The following is a 21212-nucleotide window of genomic DNA, read 5'->3' as shown; positions in this document are numbered from 1 at the left end:
GATTATTAATTATGATTAATTGATGTGGAGTAATCTTTTTTATTCCAAAATAACTAATTTTTACATTATGCTTTCACATATTCTTTCCATATTTTCAACAATTGAAAAAGGTGCTTTTAAAATTATACCTGATCCTTTTTGAATATTTTGTAAGAAAATATCATAAGTAATTCCGATGTTTATTTCAATGTAATCTTTCCAATTTCTCCAACCTTTTGTGATTTCATCGATTGAATTTTTAATTTCCTCAACGAACAATTCAATATTTTCAGGTTTTGAGTTGATAAAAACTTCCAGATTACTTTCGTTATGATTAATGAGGAAGGGATGATATTCATGAATAGTGAGAAGTCCTATTTCCTTCTGTTTTAAAAATGCTTCTTTTTTATTTTTAAAGTCAAAACGATGTAATTTATTTTCAATTTTTAAAATAATAAATGTTGATTGAAATGCTTCAATTTCTACTATTTTATTATTAAAGTTTTTAATTTTGATCATAATTTAATGTTATATAAATACGTCTATAATTATTGAAAATATCTTTATCTATAAAAATTTTGGTTCTAGCAATATAGTATTGCACTTTTCATTACTTCAAAAATATACATTGTATAAATAAATCATTCAATTTAAAATTTTATTCTCATAGTTTTTTCCTGAACTACCCAATTAATTCCATCAATTACAAAAAGTAACTAATGTGATTTATTAGCTTTACATTTGTTTGGTTTTAAACCTAAAATTTAAAATATGAAAAATTTTGAAATATCAGTGTTGGATCTTGCGCCTGTAAAGCAGGATAAGACGATTCACGATACTTTTCAGGACAGTTTATCTTTAGCAAACCACACTGAAAATTTAGATTATAAAAGATTCTGGCTCGCAGAACATCACAATATGGAAAGTATTGCCAGTTCCGCAACTTCGGTTCTGATTGGTTTCATCGCCAACGGAACAAAAAAAATAAGAGTAGGATCTGGGGGAATTATGCTTCCGAATCATAGTTCACTGGTTATTGCTGAACAATTCGGGACGCTGGAGTCTCTTTTTCCAGGAAGAATCGATCTCGGTTTGGGAAGAGCGCCCGGAACAGATGGTTTAACAGCTCAGGCCTTGGGAAGGAATCCTGCAATTATCAATCAGCAATTTCCGAGACAGATTTTAGAATTACAAAAATATTTCTCCAAAGAAAATCGTGATGCGCTGGTTCGTGCGATTCCGGGAGAAGGGTTGGATATTCCGTTGTATATTCTGGGTTCGAGTACAGACAGTGCTTTTTTAGCCGCTGAATTGGGACTTCCGTATGCTTTCGCGGGACATTTTGCACCTGAACAAATGGAAATGGCGTTCAATATTTACAGACAGAATTTTGAACCTTCAAAATATTTAAGCGAACCTTACATCATTGCGTGCGTTAACGGAATTGCAGCAGAAACTTCGGAAGAAGCGCATAAAATGTCAACGACTTTGTTTCAAGCATTTATCAATATTGTAAGAAACGACAGAAAACCTTTTGCACCGCCGGTTGATGATATGGATGAAATCTGGTCTGCAATGGAAAAATCAATGGTTTTGCAGAAGTTAAAATATACATTAATTGGAAATCAAACAGAAATTGAAGAAAAGCTGAAAAGTTTTCAGGAGAAATTCAATGTTGATGAATTAATGATTAATTCTCATATCTACGATCATCAGAAAAGATTAGCATCTTATGATATTTTCAGAAATGCTAAAAACTCAATATTCAAAGCATAAGATTAATTGGAAGATGCCTTTTTTTATGAGTATCTTTACGCAAATTTAAAAAGTAAAAATGTCTGATATTAAATTAAATACTATTCCAGAGGCTATTGAAGACCTTAAAAATGGTAAAATAATCATAGTAGTGGATGATGAGGACAGAGAAAACGAAGGTGATTTTCTTTGTGCTGCAGAACTTACAACACCAGAAATCATCAATTTCATGGCACTTCACGGAAGAGGGTTGATCTGTATGCCGCTTCCTGAAAAAAGATGTGATGAATTAGGGCTTGAAGTAATGGTAAGCAGAAGTAGCGATCCGAAAGAAACTGCTTTTACGGTATCGGTTGACCTTTTGGGGAATGGAACTTCTACAGGAATTTCTGCTGGTGACAGAGCGAAAACAATTTTGGCTTTGATGGATGAAAAATCTAAACCGACAGATTTCATGAGACCAGGTCATATTTTTCCGCTTCGTGCAAAAAAAGGTGGCGTTTTGAAAAGAGCCGGGCATACAGAGGCTGCCATTGATCTTACTTGCCTTGCAGGTTTGAAGGAAGGTGGAGTGATCTGCGAAATTATGAATGAAGACGGTTCTATGTCTCGTTTACCGGATTTGCAGGTGCTTGCTCAAAAACATGATATGAAAATTGTTTCGATTGAAGATTTAATTCATTATCAGCTTAAAAAAGGAAACTTGATCGAAAGATTGGAGGAAAGAAAAGTGAAAACGGCGTATGGTGATTTCGATTTCTTTGCTTTCAGAGAAACTTCTAACGACCAGATTCACTTTGCTTTAACAAAAGGAACTTGGACGGTTGATGAGCCTGTTTTGGTGAGAGTTCAGTCTTCTGATTCTTATTTCGATGTGTTGACTAGATTAAATAATGGCGAAAAACCTTTATTGGAAAAAGTGACCAACATGGTAAATGAAGCTGGAAAAGGAGCAATTATTTTCATTAATAATGTTTCAAATTCTGAAAATACATTAAGAAAATTGCAGCAGTTCATCAATTATCAGGATGGTCAGGAGCAACATCCTACGTTAGCTTTCAATTACAGAGATTACGGAATCGGAACTCAGATTTTAAAGAATCTTGGAATTAATAAGTTTAAAGTAATCACTCAAAATCCTAACATTAAACCTCAGGTTGGAGGATATGATGTTGAGGTGACAGAGTTGGTGCAATTATAAAAAGTGAATAATCAATGGTGAATTAACTTCGTTGTCAATGTTTTTGATACGTTTTTAGATTCACTTGCGAAGCAAAATTGAGACTTCACAATTGACTTAAAATAAAAAAATGGCTTGATTTCTCAGGCCATTTTTATTTCATCGAAATTTCTGAAACCATTCAGAAAATCTTTGATATTCATTCTTTTCTTTCCTTCCAATTGTAATTCTAAAGGAAAATAAACACCATCTTGAGTATAAATTTTAAAATCATTTTTAGAAATTTCTAAACTTCCGATTTCTTTTCCGTGGTTTAAAATTTCAAATTTTCCGCCAAATATTTTTAATCCTTTTTCTTCTTCGCCAATTTTTAAGGTTGTAAAAGCAGCAGGATAAGGTGACATTCCTAAAATAAACTGGTGAACTTCTTTTGAAGCTTTCGTCCAGTCGATTCTTGTATCTTCTTTGAAAATCTTATAAGCATTTTTGGGATGTTCTACTTCTGGCTGAGGTTTTTCAACGATTGAGTTTTCTGCTAATCCATCCAACGTTTTTACCACTAATTTTGAACCCATTTTCATTAATCTGTCATGAAGATGACCTGCATTTTCGTCCTGTAATACGGGGATTTCTTCCTGCAATAAAATATTTCCTTCATCAATTTTTTCATTAATAAAGAAAGTGGTAGCTCCTGTTTTTTCTTCACCATTAATCACAGCATAATTAATTGGAGCTGCACCTCTGTAATCTGGAAGCAAGGAAGCATGAAGATTGAAAGTTCCCATTTTTGGCATTTCAAAAAGAACTTTTGGCATCATTCTGAAAGCAACTACTACGAAAACATCAGCTTCTAATTTTCTCAACTCTTCCAAAAATTCAGGATTTCTCAACTTTTCAGGTTGAAAAACCGGAAGATTATTTTCTGTTGCGAAAACTTTTACAGGAGATTGATTGATTTTTTGTCCGCGCCCACTCGCTTTATCCGCAACGGTTACAACGCCTACAACTTCATGATGAGATTGATGAATGGCTTCCAGTGAAGTTTTTGCAAACTCCGGAGTTCCTAAAAATACGACTTTCAATGATTTCATGGTGCAAAGATAAGGTCTTTATGAACGGTTTAAAAACTAAAAAGATTTAAATGATAACTTATTACCAATTACTCATTACTTATGCTAGTGCGTATGTCTTGAAATTCAACATTTTTACTTTTCCGGAATCTAATAAATAAATTAAGTTTTCCAAAATATTATCTTTCGGATGATAAGTAAGCTGAATTGATAGTTCTTCAATAGTGGCGGGCTTTTTTGATAATAAATTAATAATTTCCAACCCGATATTTTTACCAAAAATGGATTGTTTATTTTTTTCGCATATCGAACAGATTCCACAATTTTTAGTATTTTTTTCTCCAAAATAAGAGAGAATCAACTTCATTTTGCAAAACTGATTGTCTTCAATATAAAATTTCATTTCTTCCCATTTCTGGATTTTATTTTTTTGAATATGCTCAAAAAGTTTCCAGTAAGAAGAATTAATTAATCTTTCGTTCCTCGGTTTTAAAAATTTAATACTAGATAAAGCTCCGTCAATATATTCTAGATACCCTTTTTGCTGAAGCTCTTTTAATCTTTCTTTAATTAAATGAATATCGGCGGCAATTTTATTACTCAGCTGCTGCTCGCTAAACATTACCTTATGAGTGGTAATTCCGGAAATCGAGCGAAGCAAAAGCTCAATAAAATAAGCATCTTTTTGAGGTAATTGATCTAATTCATCACCTTTTACAGAAAGTTCAAGCGAAGACAAACTTTTATTATCATTAAAGTAAATAATCTCCTGATTATGAAGAAAAGTCAGAACATTTGTAATTTTCGCTTTAGATAATTTCGTGAAATTCTGGATTCCTGTAAAATTGAGTTGAAAAACTTTTTCCGGCAATTCATGTTCTGCCACCTGAAAAATAGAGTAGAGGTAGGTGATGATCTTTAAAAATTCAGACTTATTAGGAATCTGATTTTTTAAAATTTGATCAAAATTCGATAATTCCTGCTGATTCCAAAGCAAAAAAGCAAAACTTTTTTTTCCATCACGACCTGTTCTCCCAATTTCCTGATAATAATTTTCAATAGATGGGGAAGGGGAGAAGTGGATTACAAAGCGCACATTGTCTTTATCGATTCCCATTCCAAAGGCATTGGTAGAAATTAAAACATGCTGATCGCTTTTATTCCAGATATTTTGTCGGGTATTTTTTTCTTTTGTTGTTAATCCTGCGTGAAAATAATCAACATTTTTTAATTGATTTTTATGGAGAAATTCAGTGAGCTGTTCAGCGTCTTTTCGTGTTCGAACATATATAATTCCTGATTTTGTAGCATATTTTAAAATATCAAAAACGCGTTGATACTTATCCGAAACTTCTTCTGAAAAAATTTTAATATTATCTCTTTTAAAACTTTTTTGAAAAACGGTAGGGTTTTTAAACTCCAATTTTGTTTTAATTTCATCTAAAACTTTTGGGGTAGCCGTAGCCGTTAAAGCAAGACAGGCAATTTCAGGATTATTTTTCCTAAATTCTTTTATATTTTGATAGCTTGGTCTAAAATCTTGCCCCCATTCTGAAATACAATGCGCTTCGTCAACAGCAATAAATGATAATTGAATTTCTTCTATATTTTGTAAAAACTGAGTATTGGTTAACCTTTCGGGAGAAATGTATAAAAGTTTTGTTAAACCGTCTTTGCATCTATTATAGATAACTTCAGCATCAAACTCATCCAATTCTGATGATAAATATTCTGCTTCAATCTGTCTTGTTTTAAGCTGATTGACCTGATCTTTCATCAATGCCAATAAAGGAGAAATGACCAGACAAACTCCTTCTTTTAGTAACGCAGGTAATTGATAGCAAAGAGATTTTCCGGCACCTGTCGGAAGCAGTGCCAGAGTATCTTTTCCATAGATTATCGAATCTATAATTTCTTCCTGAGAATCTCTGAATGCATCATAGCCCCAAAAATGCTTTAGGGTTTCATATTTTAATTTTTGAAAATCTTGCGAAGAAATCATATCGTAAAAGTAAGAAATGTAAGATAATAAAAAAAGCCACGCAATGCATGGCTTTAAATATAATTTACTAATAAGTTTATTATTTAGCTTCGAAGTAAACTCTTCTGTTTGCTCTGTTTTTCCATTCAGGACATTTAGTAGCAGGGTCACACTCAGGATATTTAAGGTCTTTTTCACCTCTACCAACAGAATTTAATTTACCAGATTGAACACCGTTTTTAATTAAATAATTTTTAACGTTGTTTGCTCTTCTTTCAGATAACTTTTGGTTATAAGCCTCAGAAGCTCTAGTATCAGTCGCTCCAATTACGGTATAAGAACCATTTGAAGAGTTGATATAATTTACTGCATTGTTAAGAATTGGTGTATTTGATGGTAAAATTCTATCTGAATTTAAATCAAATTCAATTCCTTCAAGTTTAGTAACAGTTTCGTCTACTGGTCCACCAGTTGGAGGAGTTGTTGTAGGACATCCTTGGTTTTCTACAGGTCCAGGAACAGTTACACACTTATCGTAAAGGTCGATTACACCATCTAAATCTGTATCTAAAGCTACACCAGCACCGTCAACTCTTGCTCCAGCAGGAGTATCAAGTTGTCTGTCCCAATCGTCACAAACTCCGTCATTATCAGCATCTCCTTTTTTACAAACTTCAATATCCTGATTTTTATTAGCCAAAACATCTAACTTGTAATAGATTTCCTGAAGCGGATCATGCCACATTAAGTGAGACTCGTGTTTTCCTAATTTTAAAGTAACCCCAATTGTTGCATTGAAGAAGTTATCAGAAACCTGCTCTTCACGTTGATTGATCGCGCTGTATTTGTATCCTCCACCATCGAATTCATCATCACCAGTAACGACATACATCAATCTACCTTCAATGTCAATTCTATTGTTCACATTATATTTAAGACCTGTACCTACTTGAGCAAACATTGATCCTAGTTGGAAAGGTTTAACTTCAGTCATCATTCTTTGACCAGCCAAATCTTTTTGGTATGTTCTAAATGCTATCGTACCAACACCTGCATAACCATGTAATGCCCATCTGTATGGAGAGTGATTATCAACTCTTCTTAATAAGTTTGAAAAGTTAATATCTCCTAAAATTGAAATCGCATCATATTGAGTTCTTGCACCAACTTGTTGATAAGGTAGATTATTAGGAACTGGATCTTTTGTATTGAACCATCCTTGTCTTGTTTCACCTCTGTCATACTGTAATTTTAAACCAAAAGCATGAGTAATTGCTTTATCGATACTTACATAAGCAGAGTAACCGAATAGATTCTTACCGTTACCATTTTTTATAGATGTTAAATCGGCAGACTGCATCAAAGGTACACCTGCACCAGCAGAGATAGACCAGTCGTTAAATCTTTTAGATTTATTTGTAAATGGGGAAACATTGGCAGAGCCCGAAGAAAATGTATTTGGATATTCTCCATTTGAAGAAACTGCCGTTGAGTCTTGTGCAAAGGCTACTGTCGGAACAGCTAGGGCAAATGCAACAATTGCTAAACTTAATTTCATAGTGTATTTTTTATTTAGTTAATTAAATGATTTTATTTTTTACTGATTACTTGTTCGTAGGGCAACCGTTATTTTCAACAGGTCCCGGAACAGTCACACATTTATCGTATAAATCGATAACACCGTCTAAATCCATGTCTAGCGCTACACCAGCACCGTCAACTCTAGCTCCGGCAGGAGTGTCAAGCTGTCTGTCCCAGTCATCACAAACTCCGTCATTATCAGCATCTCCTTTTTCGCAAACTACAAGATCTGTAGATGCATTTTCAAGAACGTTTGCTCTGTAATATGCCTCTTGCAAAGGATCATGCCATGCTAAGTGAGATTGTTGCTTTCCAATTTTGAAGGATACCCCAAGATTAACTGTCCACATGTTATCCGAACGTCTTTTGTTAAGCATATTATACTTAGCCGTCGCTGTACTTGTGTCATAGTTATCTGGGCCAGCCCATCCACCGCCATCGAATTCATCATCACCACTTATGATATACATGGTTCTTGCTTCAACATCAATAAGTCTGGATACATTATATTTTAATCCAATACCGAATTGATAGAAAAGTGAATTGATGTCTATGTCTTGTTTAATAAACAGAGGTGCTCTTTTAGGGGTAGTACTGTATCTGTACTGATCGTTGTCATACAAAGACGTATCATATCCCATTACACCAATCCCTGCATAACCGTGGAAAGCCCATCTATACGGAGAATGATTATCAACTCTTCTTAAAAAATTAGAAAAGTTAACATCTCCCATTAAAGCAATCTGGTTATACTTAGTTTTTGCGGTAGCTACACCTGCTGCCAATCCTGCTGCTCCTTCCAATTGCCCTTTTTGAGTTGTTTCACCTCTCTGATAGATAAGGCTCAACCCAAAAGAGTGGGTAATTTGCTTGTCAATACTCACGTAAGTGTTATATCCCCAATTTACCTTTTTATCGTAAATCGATTTGAGGTCAGAGTGCACCATAAACGCTCCACCACCACCAACAGAGATCGACCAATCGTTGAATCGTCTTGCTTTGTTGTTGAAAGGTTGAACATTGGCAGAACCTGAGGAGAAAGTATTAGGATATTCGTTCGTGGAACTTACAGCAATACTGTCCTGAGCATAAGTAGCAATAGGCAAAGCGGCCAATAATAATAAACCTAATTTCATACAATATGTTTTATGTTTTATTCAGATAAATCTTTTAATAATATCTTGGAAAACTCCCTTTCATATAAATGTTTTTTATGAGGAATTTCAAGCCTTTCAGAGATAAAATTCAAGTCATTATATTTAACAATATCGATGTCTATAATGCGATCTGCATAACCTCCCGATACCTTTGAATCATTTACTCTTCCCATCTCATTTTCAATACTTTTAACTAAATCAAGCAGTTGAATGGGCGAAAGACGCGTATATATTATTGATGCAATATTACAAAAAATATTGGAACTGGCAAATTCTACAGGGTCGGATGTCAAAAATTCACTATTCTTTAATATTTCAATTCCTCTATCCTTAAGCATCTGTAGTGCAGTCTCTAAATTTTTTTTTTGATCTCCGAGGTTACTTCCCAGTAACAAAACTACCTTTTGCTGCGACATATTGAAAAATGATTGATTTTATGAAAAGTTTTTTTAAAAATGTTCTGGCAAATATAGTGGCAATTGTGATATTGTGCGCCGTATTTTTCATCTTTTTTATTATGCTTATTGTCTTTAGTTCGATGGGAAGCGACAAATCTGTAACGGTAAAAAAGAATTCAATTTTAACGATAAATCTTACAACAGATATTCTCGACAGCCCTACGGAAGAGAAATCAGATTTTTTCAGTTTAAGCAAAGAAAGCAAAAGTGTTTTGATTTATGATGTGCTTGAAGCTATTAACAAAGCAAAAACAGATGATAATATTAAAGGAATAAGCATTGAGGCAGATAATCTGAACGCAGGTATCACCCAAATTGATGATATTAGAAGTGCGTTGGAAGATTTTAAGAAAAGTGGAAAGTTTGTTTATGCTTACGGAAACGGGGTTTCTCAATCTTCTTATTATTTAGGATCTGTGGCGGAAAAATATTTCCTTCATCCAGCAGGATTAATTGAATTGAAAGGTTTGGCTACGGAAGTTGTTTTCTTTAAAGATTTTGCTGAAAAATACGGAATTGGGATTGAAGTTATCCGTCACGGAAAATTCAAATCTGCTGTGGAACCATTTTTGAGAAACGACATTTCACCGGAAAATAAAGAACAATTAAGTACTTTATTAAATGATATCTGGAAAAATACATCTTCAAAAATTGCTGCTTCAAGAAAAATAGATACAGCACAGTTCAGAACAGCTGTTGATAGTTTGTATGGAATGATTCCTGAGCAAAGTTTGAAATATAAATTGGTTGATAAATTGGCTCAGAAAAGTGAGTATGATAATTTATTGAAGTCAAAATTGAGTGTTAAAGACAAAGAGAAATTAAACAAAATTTCTTTATCAAATTATATTAAATCTTATGCAGACGAGAGTAAGTCGGGAGACAAGATCGCTATTCTGTATGCATCGGGATCAATTAATAATGGGGGCGGCTACAACGATATTTATTCTGAAAAATATGTGAAATACATTAAAGATCTTCAGGAAAATGATAAAGTGAAAGCGGTGGTGTTAAGAATTAACTCTCCGGGAGGAAGTGCGAATGCTTCAGACGAAATTTTGTTTGAACTTCAACAGTTGAAGAAGAAAAAACCTTTGGTAGTTTCTTTTGGTGATTATGCTGCTTCAGGTGGTTATTATATTGCTATGGCTGCTGATAAAATTTATTCTGAACCGAATACACTTACAGGTTCCATCGGGGTTTTTGGTGTATTGCCTTATTATAAAGATTTAGCAAATAAAAACGGAGTACGTTCAGATATCGTTTCTACAAATGCCAATTCTCAATATTATTCGGCATTGCATGGTCTTACCCCGTATGGAGTGACGATGATGACGAGAAGCGTGGAAGGAACTTATAAGAGATTTGTTCATTTTGTGACTCAAAACAGAAAACAGACTTTCGAGCAGATTGATAACGTGGGTGGCGGTAGAGTATGGAGTGGTGTAAGAGCCAAACAAATCGGATTGGTAGATGAATTGGGAACGCTGAATGATGCCGTGAAATTTGCCGCTCAAAAGGCAGGTTTAAAATCATACAACGTTGCTTCTTATCCGAAAAGAATGAATGCGTTTGAGCAGATATTCAATGATTTTAATGAAGATGAAATTTCAGCAAGAATTATTAAAAATAAAATTGGTAAAGCCAACTATGAAATTTTACAGCAGATTACAGATGAAAAACTAAAATCTGAGGTGAAGATGGAAATGCCTTATCAGATAAAGATAAACTAACTAAATTATTATTGTACCGAAACGCCGGATTTGAATTTCACATCCGGCGTTTTATTTTTAGTAGCTTAAATTTTAACCCTTCCTAGTAGCCATTCCGTAAAGCCAAAGGACAATTAAAGCGCCTCCGATTGCTAAAATCCAGCTTCGGGGATTCCAGAACGTTGTCACATCTCCCCAATGAAGAATGTAGACTCCAATTGCTCCCCCGACGAAAGCTCCTATAATTCCTAAAATAATGGTGATGAGCCAACCACCTCCTTGTTTACCAGGCATGATAGCTTTTGCAATAGCTCCGGCTAAAAGCCCAAAAATAATCCATGTTAAAACTCCCATAGTTGCAAATTTTTTAATTGTTAATATTTATAAAATGATTTGTTTGCTAATAAAGGGAAAACATGATGTAAAATCATCTTTTCTTGAAAAATGAATCTACAAATTCTGTACCATTGAAAAGTTGGAGATCATGCATTTTTTCTCCAACACCAATGTATTTTACAGGAATTTGAAACTGGTCTGAAATGCCAATTACCACACCGCCTTTTGCAGTTCCGTCTAATTTAGTTACAGCTAAAGCATTCACTTCAGTTGCAGCTGTAAATTGTTTTGCCTGTTCAAAAGCATTCTGACCTGTAGAACCGTCCAAAACCAATAAAATCTCATGAGGAGCATCAGGAATTACCTTTTGCATTACTCTTTTAATTTTAGAAAGCTCATTCATCAAATTGATCTTATTATGAAGCCTTCCTGCAGTATCAATAATTACAACATCTGCATTTTGAGCAACCGCGCTTTGTACGGTATCAAAAGCAACAGAAGCAGGGTCTGATCCCATTTCCTGTTTTACAATAGTTACACCCACTCTTTCACTCCAGATCACTAATTGGTCTACAGCGGCAGCTCTAAAGGTATCTGCAGCTCCAAGAACCACTTTTTTTCCTTCAGATTTGAATTGATGAGCCAGTTTACCAATTGTTGTGGTTTTTCCGACACCATTTACTCCAACTACCATAATAACATAAGGTTTTTTTGAAGTATCAATATTTCCGGTTCTGGCGTGAGGATTTTCAAGTAATAAACCTGAAATTTCATCACGAAGAATTTTATCAAGCTCGCTTACGCTTACATATTTGTCTCTTGCAACGCGTTCCTCAATTCTTTCTATGATTTTGATGGTTGTAGATGCCCCAACGTCTGAAGCAATAAGTATCTCTTCCAGATCATCCAGAACTTCCTCGTCTACTTTGCTTTTACCGACTACGGCCTTTGTCATTTTTTCAAAGAAACCTTGGCTAGATTTTTCCAACCCTTTATCTAAAGTTTCTTTTTCTTCTTTTTTAAAAATATTTTTAAACCAACTCATAGTATGAATTAAGTAATTTTAATTAAATGATGAAAGCTGGAGGATGGAGGCGTGAAGTTTGCAAACTTAGTTTTTTAAGTTTGTTATGAACTTCCAGTACCCAGCTTCCGACTTCCAGATAGATTAAAAGCAAAGATAACAAAAAAACTACCCAAAATATGAGTAGTTTTTTTATATTGTAAATAAAGTGAGGATTATTTTTTCAAAAATCCGTCAACTTCGTCTGCATTCATTACTTTTTCTTCGAAAACGTAAGCTCCTGATTTAGAAGACTTCACCATTTTCACAACTTTAGTCATTTTTTTTGACTGTCCGCTTTGTAGGGTTGCTACTACTTTCTTTGCCATGGTAAATTATAATTTAATAAATTACTTGATTTCTTTGTGAAGGGTAGATCTTTTAAGAACCGGATTGTATTTTTTCAATTCCAATCTTTCTGTAGTGTTCTTTTTATTTTTAGTAGAAATGTATCTAGACATTCCTGGCATACCACTCTCTTTGTGCTCTGTACATTCAAGGATTACTTGAACTCTATTTCCTTTTTTTGCCATGATTTAGTTCTTTTTAATCAATCCGTTTCTAGTAGCTCTTTCAATAGCTTCCTCGATTCCAATCTTGTTAATCACTCTCAATCCATGAGCTGATACTTTCAGTGTTACGTGCTTATCTTGCTCTGGAAGGTAAAATTTCTTCTCCAATAAGTTAATTTCAAAACGACGCTTCGTTTTGTTATTAGCGTGAGAAACGTTGTTACCAACCATTGCACGCTTTCCTGTTATTTGGCAAATTCTTGACATATCTCGATGTTCTTTATTTGTATAATATTTGAGGTTGCAAAATAACGAAGAATTTTTTAGATAGACAAATCTTTTAGAAAATATTTCCAAATAACTTCTTGATTAATAATCTTGATTTTTGATATAAAATATATCCTATCGCCCTCCACCCTGATGAATGATAAATTTCATATCGCTTTTCTTTCAATTCGGAAAATTAATCGCATATCTTTGTTTTTAATTAATCTAAATAAAAATAAGATGAAGACAATTTTTATTCTATTAAATATGTTGCCGATAGGATTTATGGCGCAAACTTTCACAGAAGTTCCGACTGCGATGAAGGATATTTACTACGGTGCAGCCGATGGAGGAGATATGGATGGCGACGGTTTTACCGATGTTGTGATCAACGGAGCAATAGACGCTAACGGCGACGGTCAGGTAGATACTTCGTTTAATGAGATATATAAAAGCAATGGTACTACATTGGTGCCTTATGCAGATTTGGGAGTAGATGCAACGCATTTAGGCGACATTAAATTTGTCGATTTTAACAATGATGGTTTAATGGATATTATTTCTACAGGATTAAGCTATAATGATATTGTGAATTACAAACATTATCGATTCAGAAATACAGGAACGGGTTTTGTGAAAGAAGCCGATCTTCCCGGGAAAATATATGGTTCGTTAGAAGTTTTCGATTTTAATCATGATGGAAAGTTGGATTATGCACTGAATGGAACTCAATATATTGATGGAGTAGGCTTCGTACACGATTTAGACTTATATCAGAATACAGGAAACGGCTTTCAGGTTACTAACGGATGGATGCAAGGGACGCAGAATTCAAGCTTTAAAATGGTAGATCTTAATAATGATAACCTTTTAGATATGATCGTTATGGGACTTGATACGAACTATGTGCCACTTTTTAAATCTTATTTAAATCAAAACGGTACGTTGGTAGAATCTCAAAGCTTTCCTGCAATGTCAAGCGGAAAATTAGATTTTGCTGATTTTAACGGAGATGGCTTTCAGGATATCGTAGTTTCTGCACAGGATGAAAATTATTCAGGGTATTTGGGTGTTTTGATGAATGATGGAACGGGGCAATTAACGCTTCAACAAATTCCGACAGACGAGATGTCTGAAACATCCGTGGTTACAGGAGATTTAAATAACGACGGCTATTACGATTTCATTGTTTCTGGAAATGATGAAGATACCGAAGGCGTTGTAAAAATATTTACATATAATACTACAGATAACTCTTTTACAGAGATTACACCTACAGGTTTGAATTTTTTAGGAGGTCCGGGTTTTGTGAATTTACTTGACATTAACAATGACCATCAGCTCGATGTTTTACTTTCCGGATTTGATTGGGCAACTCCGGGATTACCTTCATTAACAAAATTATTTAAGGCTGGTTCTACAGGAATCAATCTTAAACCTTTGCCTCCTACAAACCTGAACTTTACTAGAACCGGAAACCGTATAAATTTCTCATGGAGTGGTACTTCGGATGATAAAACACCGCTGAATGCGTTGCGTTACGAAATAAAAGTAGGATCAACGCCGGGCGCTCAGGATATCGCTAAGTATGTCGTGACAACGCCATCATGGTTTTTAGATTTAGATCCGTCGATTCAGAATGTGTTTTGGAGTGTGAAATCTATTGATGCTTCAAAAACATATTCAGAAGCGTCTGTGGAGAATGTTTTAGCGGTTCAGAATATTGCTAATTTAGATAAAGAAATTTCAATTTATCCGAATCCGGCGACGGAAAAAGTATTCATCAAAGGAGAAAAAGTATCTGCTGTTGAAATGTATTCAATCGATGGAAGAAAATTGAATGTAACGTTAAATAATGATCAGTCAATCAATGTATCTCACTTGCCAAAAGGCGCGTATATCTTACAACTAAAAATAAAAGAACAAACAAGCACCAAAAAACTTATCGTTAAATAATTGAGCATTCTTTCAATGAGAAAAGCCAGACGTCCAGCTGGCTTTTCCTTTTATATTTGGTTTTGTGGGTGGCTTTTAAGTCACCTTTTTTATTTGAAATTTCATTGTTGGTAATCGCAAAGACACAAAGTATAAAATGAAATATGTTTTAAGGCGCAAAGATTTTATCTACGATAAAATTCTGCTGTTTATTCTGAAAATCTTTGATTTTCTTGAGCCTTAAAAACTGTATTTTTTTATAAAACTTTGTGACTTTGTGTTTTCCAACAGAAAATTATATAGCTTGTTTTCTGTTTTGGAATCTTTTAATTAAATAATAAAACAATAAAAATCCTAAAGCAAACATAGAAAATCGAGATAATAAATCTCCGGCTCTTGCATAAAAAGTCATGCCTTCATACAGATTTACTTTTGCAAATAATGCCGTTTGATCGCCATAAAAAGTATCTTCTACAATTTCTCCTTTGGCATTAATATGCGCTGAAATTCCGCTGTTGGCAGCGCGGGCAATTTCTCTTCGGGTTTCGATCGCTCTTAATTTTGCATACGATAAAAGTTGTTTGTGCCCTTCCGTTACGCCCCACCAAGAGTCATTGGTCATAATTCCTAAGAAATTGGCTCCTTTTTTTACATAATCTGTGGTAAATTCTCCATAAATACTTTCATAACAAATGATTGGTGCATATTTTCCTTTGTTGTACGGATTGGAAAAAGCTACTCGCTCTTTATCAGTTCCCAAAGAAGCTACCGTTCCGCCCAAATTAAGCATCGCATCCCCTAAAAGTGGCTTTAAAACACTCATATAAGGAAAGATTTCAACGCCGGGAACCAGTTTTCCTTTGTGATAAACTTCCACATTATGATTAGGCATAATCTGAACTGCCGAGTTAAAACTTTCAACCCAAAGCCCTTGATTGAGTTGATATGCTTCTAAAGGTAAATTGTCTTTACTTAAATAAAATTTGTGTGAAGAAATTCCTGTTTCAAAAACAGCACCCGGATGTTTTGCAAGAAAACCTTTGATATTATTTAAAAGCAAACTTTTTTCAAAAGCCGTTTCAGAAATCGATCCTCTTCCGGGAATTGCAGTTTCTGGAGCAATAAAATAATCAATTTTTCCTTTGGCATTTTTATCTGCAAGGGTTAAAAGATCATTTAAAATTGATAAACTGTCTTTAGAATATTTTTCACCATAAGGATTAAGATCGGGCTGAAGCATCAATACATTGACTTGTCCGATTGGTTTTTCGTTAAAACTATTGTATTTAATAATCGAAATAATCATCGGAATGGCGATTAATCCAACTAAAATGGAAGAATTTTTAATTAAATCTTTTCTTTTTCTTCCCGCTTCCCAAGTTCTGATCGTGTAAAATACCAAAACATTGATTAACAGGATCCAAAAACTTCCACCAGTTGCGCCCAGTGTATCATACCATTGCACAAATTTTGGATATTCTGAAAATACGTTTCCTAAATTCAGCCAAGGCCATGTAAGTTCCCAATTCAAGTGAAATTTCTCAAAACTCATCCAAATGGCGATGAAAAATCCTAATCCCCAATAGGTTCCCTGAGCATTTTTATACCAATGATAACATTGAAAAACCAAAGAATACAGGAAAGAATTAACCAAAACCGGAAATAAAACCGCCATCAAAGAATGACTTCCGTCCGGATTTTTAGAACCATACAACCAACCTGTGGTAACGACATTCCAAATCACAAAACATAGATAGGAAAGTCCGAAAACTACCCAACTTTTTCTGCTGTAATTTGAAAATTTTGAAACTCCGTGTTCCATCATCAAAAGTGGAACGAGCGCAAAAAATATAAAAAACGGAACTCCGTAAGTGGGCCACGAAACGGATAATAACATCGCTGAAATAAGCGTAAGTAAAAGGTACTTCATTAAATTAATTTAACACACAAATTTAATGTTTTTGAAATGAATAAATTTGCAATTGATGTTAAAGAAAATTTATAAAATTTTAATTCTCCCTTACACTTTGTTTTTGCTTTATCTTATGTTTTTAGGATTTGGCAGAACGCAGTTTGATGAAAATGTGATTAGGATAAAACCATTTTTCTCCACCTTGATGTTTATTGAGAACACCTTTCGCCTGCAAACCATTATTACGATTGTTCTAGGAAATATCATAATGTTTATTCCTTTCGGATTTTTAGGCTGGGTTTTTCCAAAATTGAATAATTTGAAAATTTTACTCTTCAATTTTGTTTCTGCAATTACGATTGCAGAAGCTCTTCAGTATTTTACAAGAATGGGAATTTTTGAATTAGACGATATTATTCTGAATAGTTTTGGGGTGTTTTTAGGTTTTTTGATAAAAAAGATATTAGAAAAAAGCTTTGATAAGTGGGTTGTTTAATTTTTAGATAGACAAATTTGAAGCTTCACTTATAAAACATAAAGACCGCTTCAAATTTGAAACAGTCTTTTTTATTTAAGTATATTTTAAAATTATTGATTCAAAGACCAAACTGTATAAGAATTCGGAGGACATTGAATTTTCACACGTTTATCTGCCGCAGTCGTTGGATACCATGTAGAATTTCCTGTAAAATCTTTAATCTGCTGATTACTCCAGTTGGTATCTACCCATCTTTCCTGCCAGCTTGATGAATTATTGATATAAACCACCAATCCCGGATTTCCGTTGTAGCCGTTTCTTCGGGCAATATATTCATCATTATCGGTATATAAAATTGAGGTGTTTCCAGTGGCTTTATTGTTGTGAATCCAGATCAAATTATTCAATTTATCTTTATTCAACCATTCTTCATAATCGCGATAAAAAATCGTTGGATAACCTTCATGTGTTAAAATATAAGCATAGGCAAGCTGTTTATTATAAATGATATCCGTATCGTGATTAGCTACGAAGGTTACCGCTTTGTACGGATTTCTTTTCCACATCATATCGTCATTCAAAACATTTAAATTGCCATTATCAAATGCTTCATCCATCTTATAATAGGCTGCAAAATCGAAAACAGAACTGTTGGCATTATTTGCCCACCATTCTAACGTGTTAACATTGGAATCCCAAAGTTCCCCCACAGAAAATCCACCAACACTGGAATTCCATGCATTGACTACCCAAGGTCCGAAACCTTTCACGTAATCAAATCGCCAACCGTCGAATTTCATCACATTTTTATAATATTTCGCGACAGAATCATCTCTTCCCCAAAGCCATTCCTGAACATAAGGATTGGCGTGACAAAGATCCGGGAAACCTCCAAAAGCCCCTTCATCATTATTTCCGTAAGCATTTTTGTAAAAATCATTATAATTTCTTGGAAATTTTCCTGAAGCCACACCAGAAAAGTTCGTCCAGGTATTTGTTCCGGTGTAAGGATTCGCTTCCGATTGCCCGCCGCTGTTATGATTAATTACAATATCGGCATACACCTGCATATTTTCAGCATGTGCCTGGCTTATCAAAGCTTCGAGTTCTGACCTTGATCCAAAACGTGTTTCTACGCTTCCATTTTGGTTATAATTTCCGAAATCATAGTAATCGGTAGGGTCATATCCCATGGAATATGCTCCGTTTTGTGCTTTTGAAGCGGGAGGCAACCAAATCGCTCCAATTCCTGCATTAGACCACGCGGTTACTTTTCCTTTTACAGTATTCCACCAATTTCCACCATCAGGAACATCCCAATAGAACCCTTGCATCAAAACACTTCCGCCAGGACCTGCTACAAATTTTCCGTTAATTGAAGAATTGGTTCCGGTGCTGAAAGGTCGACCATCATGTTTTGTGACATTCACAATTTTGTCATGCACCTCGGTATTTTGTGACGTTTCATTTGTTAATTCATCATTATTCTGACAAGAGGTTACCAAGCCTAAAGCCAGTAAGGAAAGTAGGAAATGTGTTTTTTTCATATAAAAAGTTTTAATTATTAACCTATTACCTAAATTACAATTTTATTGATATAAATTCTATATTTTGTGATTTAATTTTAAGTTTAAACAAAAAACACTGAGGAATCATAATTTAAATTTTCATTAAAAAAATATAAACTTTAAAGATTTTCGGTACAATTTTTCCATTATTGCATATATTTGCAGACTATGGAATATAATACCCAAAAAACCCAGCTTCATATACCGGAATACGGTAGAATTATACAACAGTTGGTTGAACGTTGCAAAGAAACTTCTGACAGAGATGAAAGAAACGAAATGGCAGCGGCAATCATTGATTTTATGGGTCAGAGAAACCCTCAGCTTCGTGATGAAGAAAATTATAAACATAAACTTTGGGATCATTTATTCATTTTAGCGGATTATGATTTGGATGTAGATTCGCCTTATCCTTTCCCTACCAGAGAGCAACTGGCAGAGAGACCAAAAACAATGGAATATCCTAAACTTCAGGGAGATTTTAAATTTTACGGAAAAAGTATTCTTCAACTCATAGAAAAAGCAATTGAACTAGAACAAGGTGACGAAAAAGAAGCCCTGATCGAGGTAATTGCCAACAATATGAAGAAATCTTACAACGTATATAATAAAGAACACGTAACGGATGATGTGATTTTCCGTCATTTGAAAGAGCTTTCGGAAAACAGGTTGGATCTTACCGGAATTGACACGCTTGAAAAGAGTAAAATTTACTACACAAGCAACAATAACAGGAATAATAATAACAACAACCGAAATAACAACAACCGAAACCAAAATAACAATAATAACAAGCAGAGAAGGCATAACAATAACAACAATAATCATAAAAACAGAAAGTAAATGAGTGGTACATTTCAGATAAGAGGAGGAAAAAGATTGCATGGTGAAATCACTCCACAAGGGGCCAAAAATGAAGCTCTTCAAATTCTTTGTGCGGTTTTATTAACTGACCAAGAAGTTAGAATTAAAAATATTCCGGATATTCATGATGTGAACAGACTGATTGAAATTTTGGGTGACTTCGGGGTAAAAGTGACTAAAAACGGACAGGGAGATTATACTTTCCAGGCTGATAAAGTTAATTTTGATTATATAAAATCCAGCGAGTTCAAAAAAGACGGAGCAAAGCTAAGAGGTTCAATTATGTTGATGGGACCTATGTTGGCAAGATATGGTGAAGCATACATGCCGACTCCGGGTGGTGACAAAATCGGAAGAAGAAGATTAGATACTCACTTCCAGGGACTTGTAGAACTTGGTGCAGAATTTCATTATGATGAAGAAGAATATTTCTATTCATTAAAAGCAACTGAGCTTAAAGGGAAATTTATCCTTTTGGAAGAAGCTTCTGTAACAGGAACTGCAAACATTGTAATGGCTGCAGTTTTAGCAAAAGGAAAAACAAGAATTTACAACGCCGCTTGCGAGCCTTACCTTCAGCAACTTTGTAAAATGTTGAACAGAATGGGAGCCAATATTTCAGGAATCGGTTCTAATTTATTAACGATTGAAGGAGTTGAATATCTTCACGGAACTGAACACACAATGCTTCCTGACATGGTAGAAATCGGGTCTTGGATTGGTCTTGCAGCCATGACAAAATCTGAAATTACCATTAAAAATGTAAACTGGAACCAACTTGGCGTAATTCCCAATACATTCAGAAAATTAGGAATTCAGCTTGAGCAAAGCAATGACGATATTTTCATTCCGGCTCAGGAAAATTATACAATTCAGAAATTTATTGATGGTTCTATCTTAACAATCTCTGATGCACCTTGGCCAGGATTTACTCCGGATTTATTATCAATTATTTTAGTAGTGGCAACTCAGGCAAAAGGAAGTCTTTTGATTCACCAAAAAATGTTTGAATCAAGATTATTCTTTGTGGATAAATTGATCGACATGGGAGCGCAAATTATTCTTTGTGATCCGCACAGAGCAACTGTAATCGGATTAAATCAGGAAACTCCTTTAAGAGGAACAACGATGGTTTCTCCGGATATCAGAGCAGGTAACGCACTTCTTATCGCGGCGCTTTCTGCAGAAGGAAAATCGATCATCCACAATATCGAACAAATCGACAGAGGATATGAGAATATTGATGGCAGACTGAAAGCTATTGGTGCTGATATTGAAAGAATTTAATAAAGAAATTAGATAGTAGAAGCTAGAAATTAGTTTTATCTAAATCTCAAAATAGAAGAAGCGTTCAATTAATTTTGAACGCTTTTTTACTTTTATTAATGCAAAGCTTAATTTAAA

The 21212-nt window shown here is 34.3% G+C and carries 20 protein-coding genes; 7 read left to right on the top strand and 13 right to left on the bottom strand.

Going from position 1 to position 21212, the window contains the following annotated elements; translation table 11 throughout:
• Nucleotides 1–60 precede the first annotated feature (60 nt).
• Nucleotides 61–498: a hypothetical protein gene (locus OXQ85_RS01620; protein ID WP_267401943.1), complete on the bottom strand. Its 438-nt coding sequence runs from the start codon at nucleotides 496–498 to the stop codon at nucleotides 61–63.
• A gap of 252 nt (nucleotides 499–750) precedes the next feature.
• Between OXQ85_RS01620 and OXQ85_RS01615 the strand changes: the two genes are divergently transcribed.
• Nucleotides 751–1755: an LLM class flavin-dependent oxidoreductase gene (locus OXQ85_RS01615; RefSeq protein ID WP_267401942.1), complete on the top strand. Its 1005-nt coding sequence runs from the start codon at nucleotides 751–753 to the stop codon at nucleotides 1753–1755.
• A 58-nt stretch (nucleotides 1756–1813) separates the two neighbouring features.
• Nucleotides 1814–2935 carry a 3,4-dihydroxy-2-butanone-4-phosphate synthase gene (ribB, locus tag OXQ85_RS01610; RefSeq protein WP_267401941.1) on the top strand — a complete coding sequence of 374 codons (1122 nt, stop codon included), beginning with the start codon at nucleotides 1814–1816 and terminating at the stop codon, nucleotides 2933–2935.
• Between the two features lie 122 nt (nucleotides 2936–3057).
• Here the strand turns inward: ribB and fmt are convergent, their stop codons facing one another.
• From fmt to folK, 5 genes are all read right to left on the bottom strand, one after another.
• Complete coding sequence (fmt, locus tag OXQ85_RS01605; RefSeq protein WP_267401940.1) at nucleotides 3058–4005, bottom strand: methionyl-tRNA formyltransferase; 948 nt, start codon at nucleotides 4003–4005, stop codon at nucleotides 3058–3060.
• Nucleotides 4006–4084: 79 nt separating this feature from the next.
• Nucleotides 4085–5986: a RecQ family ATP-dependent DNA helicase gene (locus tag OXQ85_RS01600; RefSeq protein WP_267401939.1), complete on the bottom strand. Its 1902-nt coding sequence runs from the start codon at nucleotides 5984–5986 to the stop codon at nucleotides 4085–4087.
• A gap of 79 nt (nucleotides 5987–6065) precedes the next feature.
• A complete protein-coding gene (locus tag OXQ85_RS01595; protein WP_267401938.1) occupies nucleotides 6066–7523 on the bottom strand; it encodes an OmpA family protein in 1458 nt (485 codons plus the stop codon).
• Between the two features lie 46 nt (nucleotides 7524–7569).
• The gene (locus OXQ85_RS01590) at nucleotides 7570–8682 is read right to left on the bottom strand and encodes an OmpA family protein (RefSeq protein WP_267401937.1); all 1113 of its coding nucleotides are present in this window, start codon (nucleotides 8680–8682) and stop codon (nucleotides 7570–7572) included.
• 17 nt (nucleotides 8683–8699) lie between these two features.
• Entirely contained in the window at nucleotides 8700–9119 is a 420-nt protein-coding gene (folK, locus tag OXQ85_RS01585) for a 2-amino-4-hydroxy-6-hydroxymethyldihydropteridine diphosphokinase (RefSeq protein WP_267401936.1), read from the bottom strand.
• 20 nt (nucleotides 9120–9139) lie between these two features.
• On the opposite strand from folK, the gene sppA reads away from it, so the two are divergent.
• Nucleotides 9140–10894: a signal peptide peptidase SppA gene (sppA, locus tag OXQ85_RS01580; protein WP_267401935.1), complete on the top strand. Its 1755-nt coding sequence runs from the start codon at nucleotides 9140–9142 to the stop codon at nucleotides 10892–10894.
• Between the two features lie 72 nt (nucleotides 10895–10966).
• Here sppA and OXQ85_RS01575 read toward each other — a convergent pair whose 3' ends face one another.
• From OXQ85_RS01575 to rpmB, 5 genes are all read right to left on the bottom strand, one after another.
• Nucleotides 10967–11227, bottom strand: coding sequence for a GlsB/YeaQ/YmgE family stress response membrane protein (locus OXQ85_RS01575; protein WP_267401934.1), 261 nt, complete (start codon nucleotides 11225–11227; stop codon nucleotides 10967–10969).
• A gap of 73 nt (nucleotides 11228–11300) precedes the next feature.
• Complete coding sequence (gene ftsY, locus OXQ85_RS01570; RefSeq protein WP_267401933.1) at nucleotides 11301–12254, bottom strand: signal recognition particle-docking protein FtsY; 954 nt, start codon at nucleotides 12252–12254, stop codon at nucleotides 11301–11303.
• A 194-nt stretch (nucleotides 12255–12448) separates the two neighbouring features.
• On the bottom strand, nucleotides 12449–12601 hold the full coding sequence (locus OXQ85_RS01565) for a DUF4295 domain-containing protein (protein WP_065399141.1): 153 nt from the start codon (nucleotides 12599–12601) through the stop codon (nucleotides 12449–12451).
• Between the two features lie 21 nt (nucleotides 12602–12622).
• Nucleotides 12623–12805: a 50S ribosomal protein L33 gene (gene rpmG, locus OXQ85_RS01560; RefSeq protein WP_027373683.1), complete on the bottom strand. Its 183-nt coding sequence runs from the start codon at nucleotides 12803–12805 to the stop codon at nucleotides 12623–12625.
• A 3-nt stretch (nucleotides 12806–12808) separates the two neighbouring features.
• The gene (rpmB, locus tag OXQ85_RS01555; protein WP_002976757.1) at nucleotides 12809–13051 is read right to left on the bottom strand and encodes a 50S ribosomal protein L28; all 243 of its coding nucleotides are present in this window, start codon (nucleotides 13049–13051) and stop codon (nucleotides 12809–12811) included.
• A gap of 240 nt (nucleotides 13052–13291) precedes the next feature.
• On the opposite strand from rpmB, the gene OXQ85_RS01550 reads away from it, so the two are divergent.
• Nucleotides 13292–15007, top strand: a complete 1716-nt coding sequence (locus OXQ85_RS01550) for a T9SS type A sorting domain-containing protein (protein WP_267401917.1) — start codon at nucleotides 13292–13294, stop codon at nucleotides 15005–15007.
• 274 nt (nucleotides 15008–15281) lie between these two features.
• Here OXQ85_RS01550 and lnt read toward each other — a convergent pair whose 3' ends face one another.
• Complete coding sequence (gene lnt, locus OXQ85_RS01545) at nucleotides 15282–16916, bottom strand: apolipoprotein N-acyltransferase (protein WP_267401916.1); 1635 nt, start codon at nucleotides 16914–16916, stop codon at nucleotides 15282–15284.
• A gap of 55 nt (nucleotides 16917–16971) precedes the next feature.
• Between lnt and OXQ85_RS01540 the strand changes: the two genes are divergently transcribed.
• Nucleotides 16972–17394 (top strand): VanZ family protein, encoded by a 423-nt coding sequence (locus tag OXQ85_RS01540; RefSeq protein WP_267401915.1) that lies wholly within the window; start codon nucleotides 16972–16974, stop codon nucleotides 17392–17394.
• A gap of 92 nt (nucleotides 17395–17486) precedes the next feature.
• Here OXQ85_RS01540 and OXQ85_RS01535 read toward each other — a convergent pair whose 3' ends face one another.
• Nucleotides 17487–18923 (bottom strand): alpha-amylase, encoded by a 1437-nt coding sequence (locus OXQ85_RS01535; RefSeq protein WP_267401914.1) that lies wholly within the window; start codon nucleotides 18921–18923, stop codon nucleotides 17487–17489.
• Between the two features lie 189 nt (nucleotides 18924–19112).
• On the opposite strand from OXQ85_RS01535, the gene OXQ85_RS01530 reads away from it, so the two are divergent.
• Complete coding sequence (locus OXQ85_RS01530) at nucleotides 19113–19787, top strand: DUF4290 domain-containing protein (RefSeq protein ID WP_267401913.1); 675 nt, start codon at nucleotides 19113–19115, stop codon at nucleotides 19785–19787.
• On the top strand, nucleotides 19788–21095 hold the full coding sequence (murA, locus tag OXQ85_RS01525) for a UDP-N-acetylglucosamine 1-carboxyvinyltransferase (protein WP_267401912.1): 1308 nt from the start codon (nucleotides 19788–19790) through the stop codon (nucleotides 21093–21095).
• The last annotated feature ends 117 nt before the right edge of the window (nucleotides 21096–21212 follow it).

Source organism: Chryseobacterium sp. GM_Chr_2 (genome assembly GCF_026540445.1).
GTDB lineage: Bacteria > Bacteroidota > Bacteroidia > Flavobacteriales > Weeksellaceae > Chryseobacterium.
The sequence above is the reverse complement of the archived record's forward strand: the minus strand, read 5'-3'. Positions and strand labels throughout refer to the sequence as shown.

Bases quoted from the DNA above. Each gene is read 5' to 3' on its own strand.
- OXQ85_RS01595 (WP_267401938.1), bottom strand. From the start codon at position 7,523: ATGAAATTAAGTTTAGCAATTGTTGCATTTGCCCTAGCTGTTCCGACA.
- OXQ85_RS01575 (WP_267401934.1), bottom strand. From the start codon at position 11,227: ATGGGAGTTTTAACATGGATTATTTTTGGGCTTTTAGCCGGAGCTATT.
- OXQ85_RS01550 (WP_267401917.1), top strand. From the start codon at position 13,292: ATGAAGACAATTTTTATTCTATTAAATATGTTGCCGATAGGATTTATG.
- OXQ85_RS01615 (WP_267401942.1), top strand. From the start codon at position 751: ATGAAAAATTTTGAAATATCAGTGTTGGATCTTGCGCCTGTAAAGCAG.
- OXQ85_RS01565 (WP_065399141.1), bottom strand. From the start codon at position 12,601: ATGGCAAAGAAAGTAGTAGCAACCCTACAAAGCGGACAGTCAAAAAAA.
- ribB (WP_267401941.1), top strand. From the start codon at position 1,814: ATGTCTGATATTAAATTAAATACTATTCCAGAGGCTATTGAAGACCTT.
- rpmG (WP_027373683.1), bottom strand. From the start codon at position 12,805: ATGGCAAAAAAAGGAAATAGAGTTCAAGTAATCCTTGAATGTACAGAG.
- ftsY (WP_267401933.1), bottom strand. From the start codon at position 12,254: ATGAGTTGGTTTAAAAATATTTTTAAAAAAGAAGAAAAAGAAACTTTA.
- OXQ85_RS01535 (WP_267401914.1), bottom strand. From the start codon at position 18,923: ATGAAAAAAACACATTTCCTACTTTCCTTACTGGCTTTAGGCTTGGTA.
- OXQ85_RS01620 (WP_267401943.1), bottom strand. From the start codon at position 498: ATGATCAAAATTAAAAACTTTAATAATAAAATAGTAGAAATTGAAGCA.
- murA (WP_267401912.1), top strand. From the start codon at position 19,788: ATGAGTGGTACATTTCAGATAAGAGGAGGAAAAAGATTGCATGGTGAA.
- folK (WP_267401936.1), bottom strand. From the start codon at position 9,119: ATGTCGCAGCAAAAGGTAGTTTTGTTACTGGGAAGTAACCTCGGAGAT.
- lnt (WP_267401916.1), bottom strand. From the start codon at position 16,916: ATGAAGTACCTTTTACTTACGCTTATTTCAGCGATGTTATTATCCGTT.
- fmt (WP_267401940.1), bottom strand. From the start codon at position 4,005: ATGAAATCATTGAAAGTCGTATTTTTAGGAACTCCGGAGTTTGCAAAA.
- sppA (WP_267401935.1), top strand. From the start codon at position 9,140: ATGAAAAGTTTTTTTAAAAATGTTCTGGCAAATATAGTGGCAATTGTG.
- OXQ85_RS01530 (WP_267401913.1), top strand. From the start codon at position 19,113: ATGGAATATAATACCCAAAAAACCCAGCTTCATATACCGGAATACGGT.
- OXQ85_RS01600 (WP_267401939.1), bottom strand. From the start codon at position 5,986: ATGATTTCTTCGCAAGATTTTCAAAAATTAAAATATGAAACCCTAAAG.
- rpmB (WP_002976757.1), bottom strand. From the start codon at position 13,051: ATGTCAAGAATTTGCCAAATAACAGGAAAGCGTGCAATGGTTGGTAAC.
- OXQ85_RS01590 (WP_267401937.1), bottom strand. From the start codon at position 8,682: ATGAAATTAGGTTTATTATTATTGGCCGCTTTGCCTATTGCTACTTAT.
- OXQ85_RS01540 (WP_267401915.1), top strand. From the start codon at position 16,972: ATGTTAAAGAAAATTTATAAAATTTTAATTCTCCCTTACACTTTGTTT.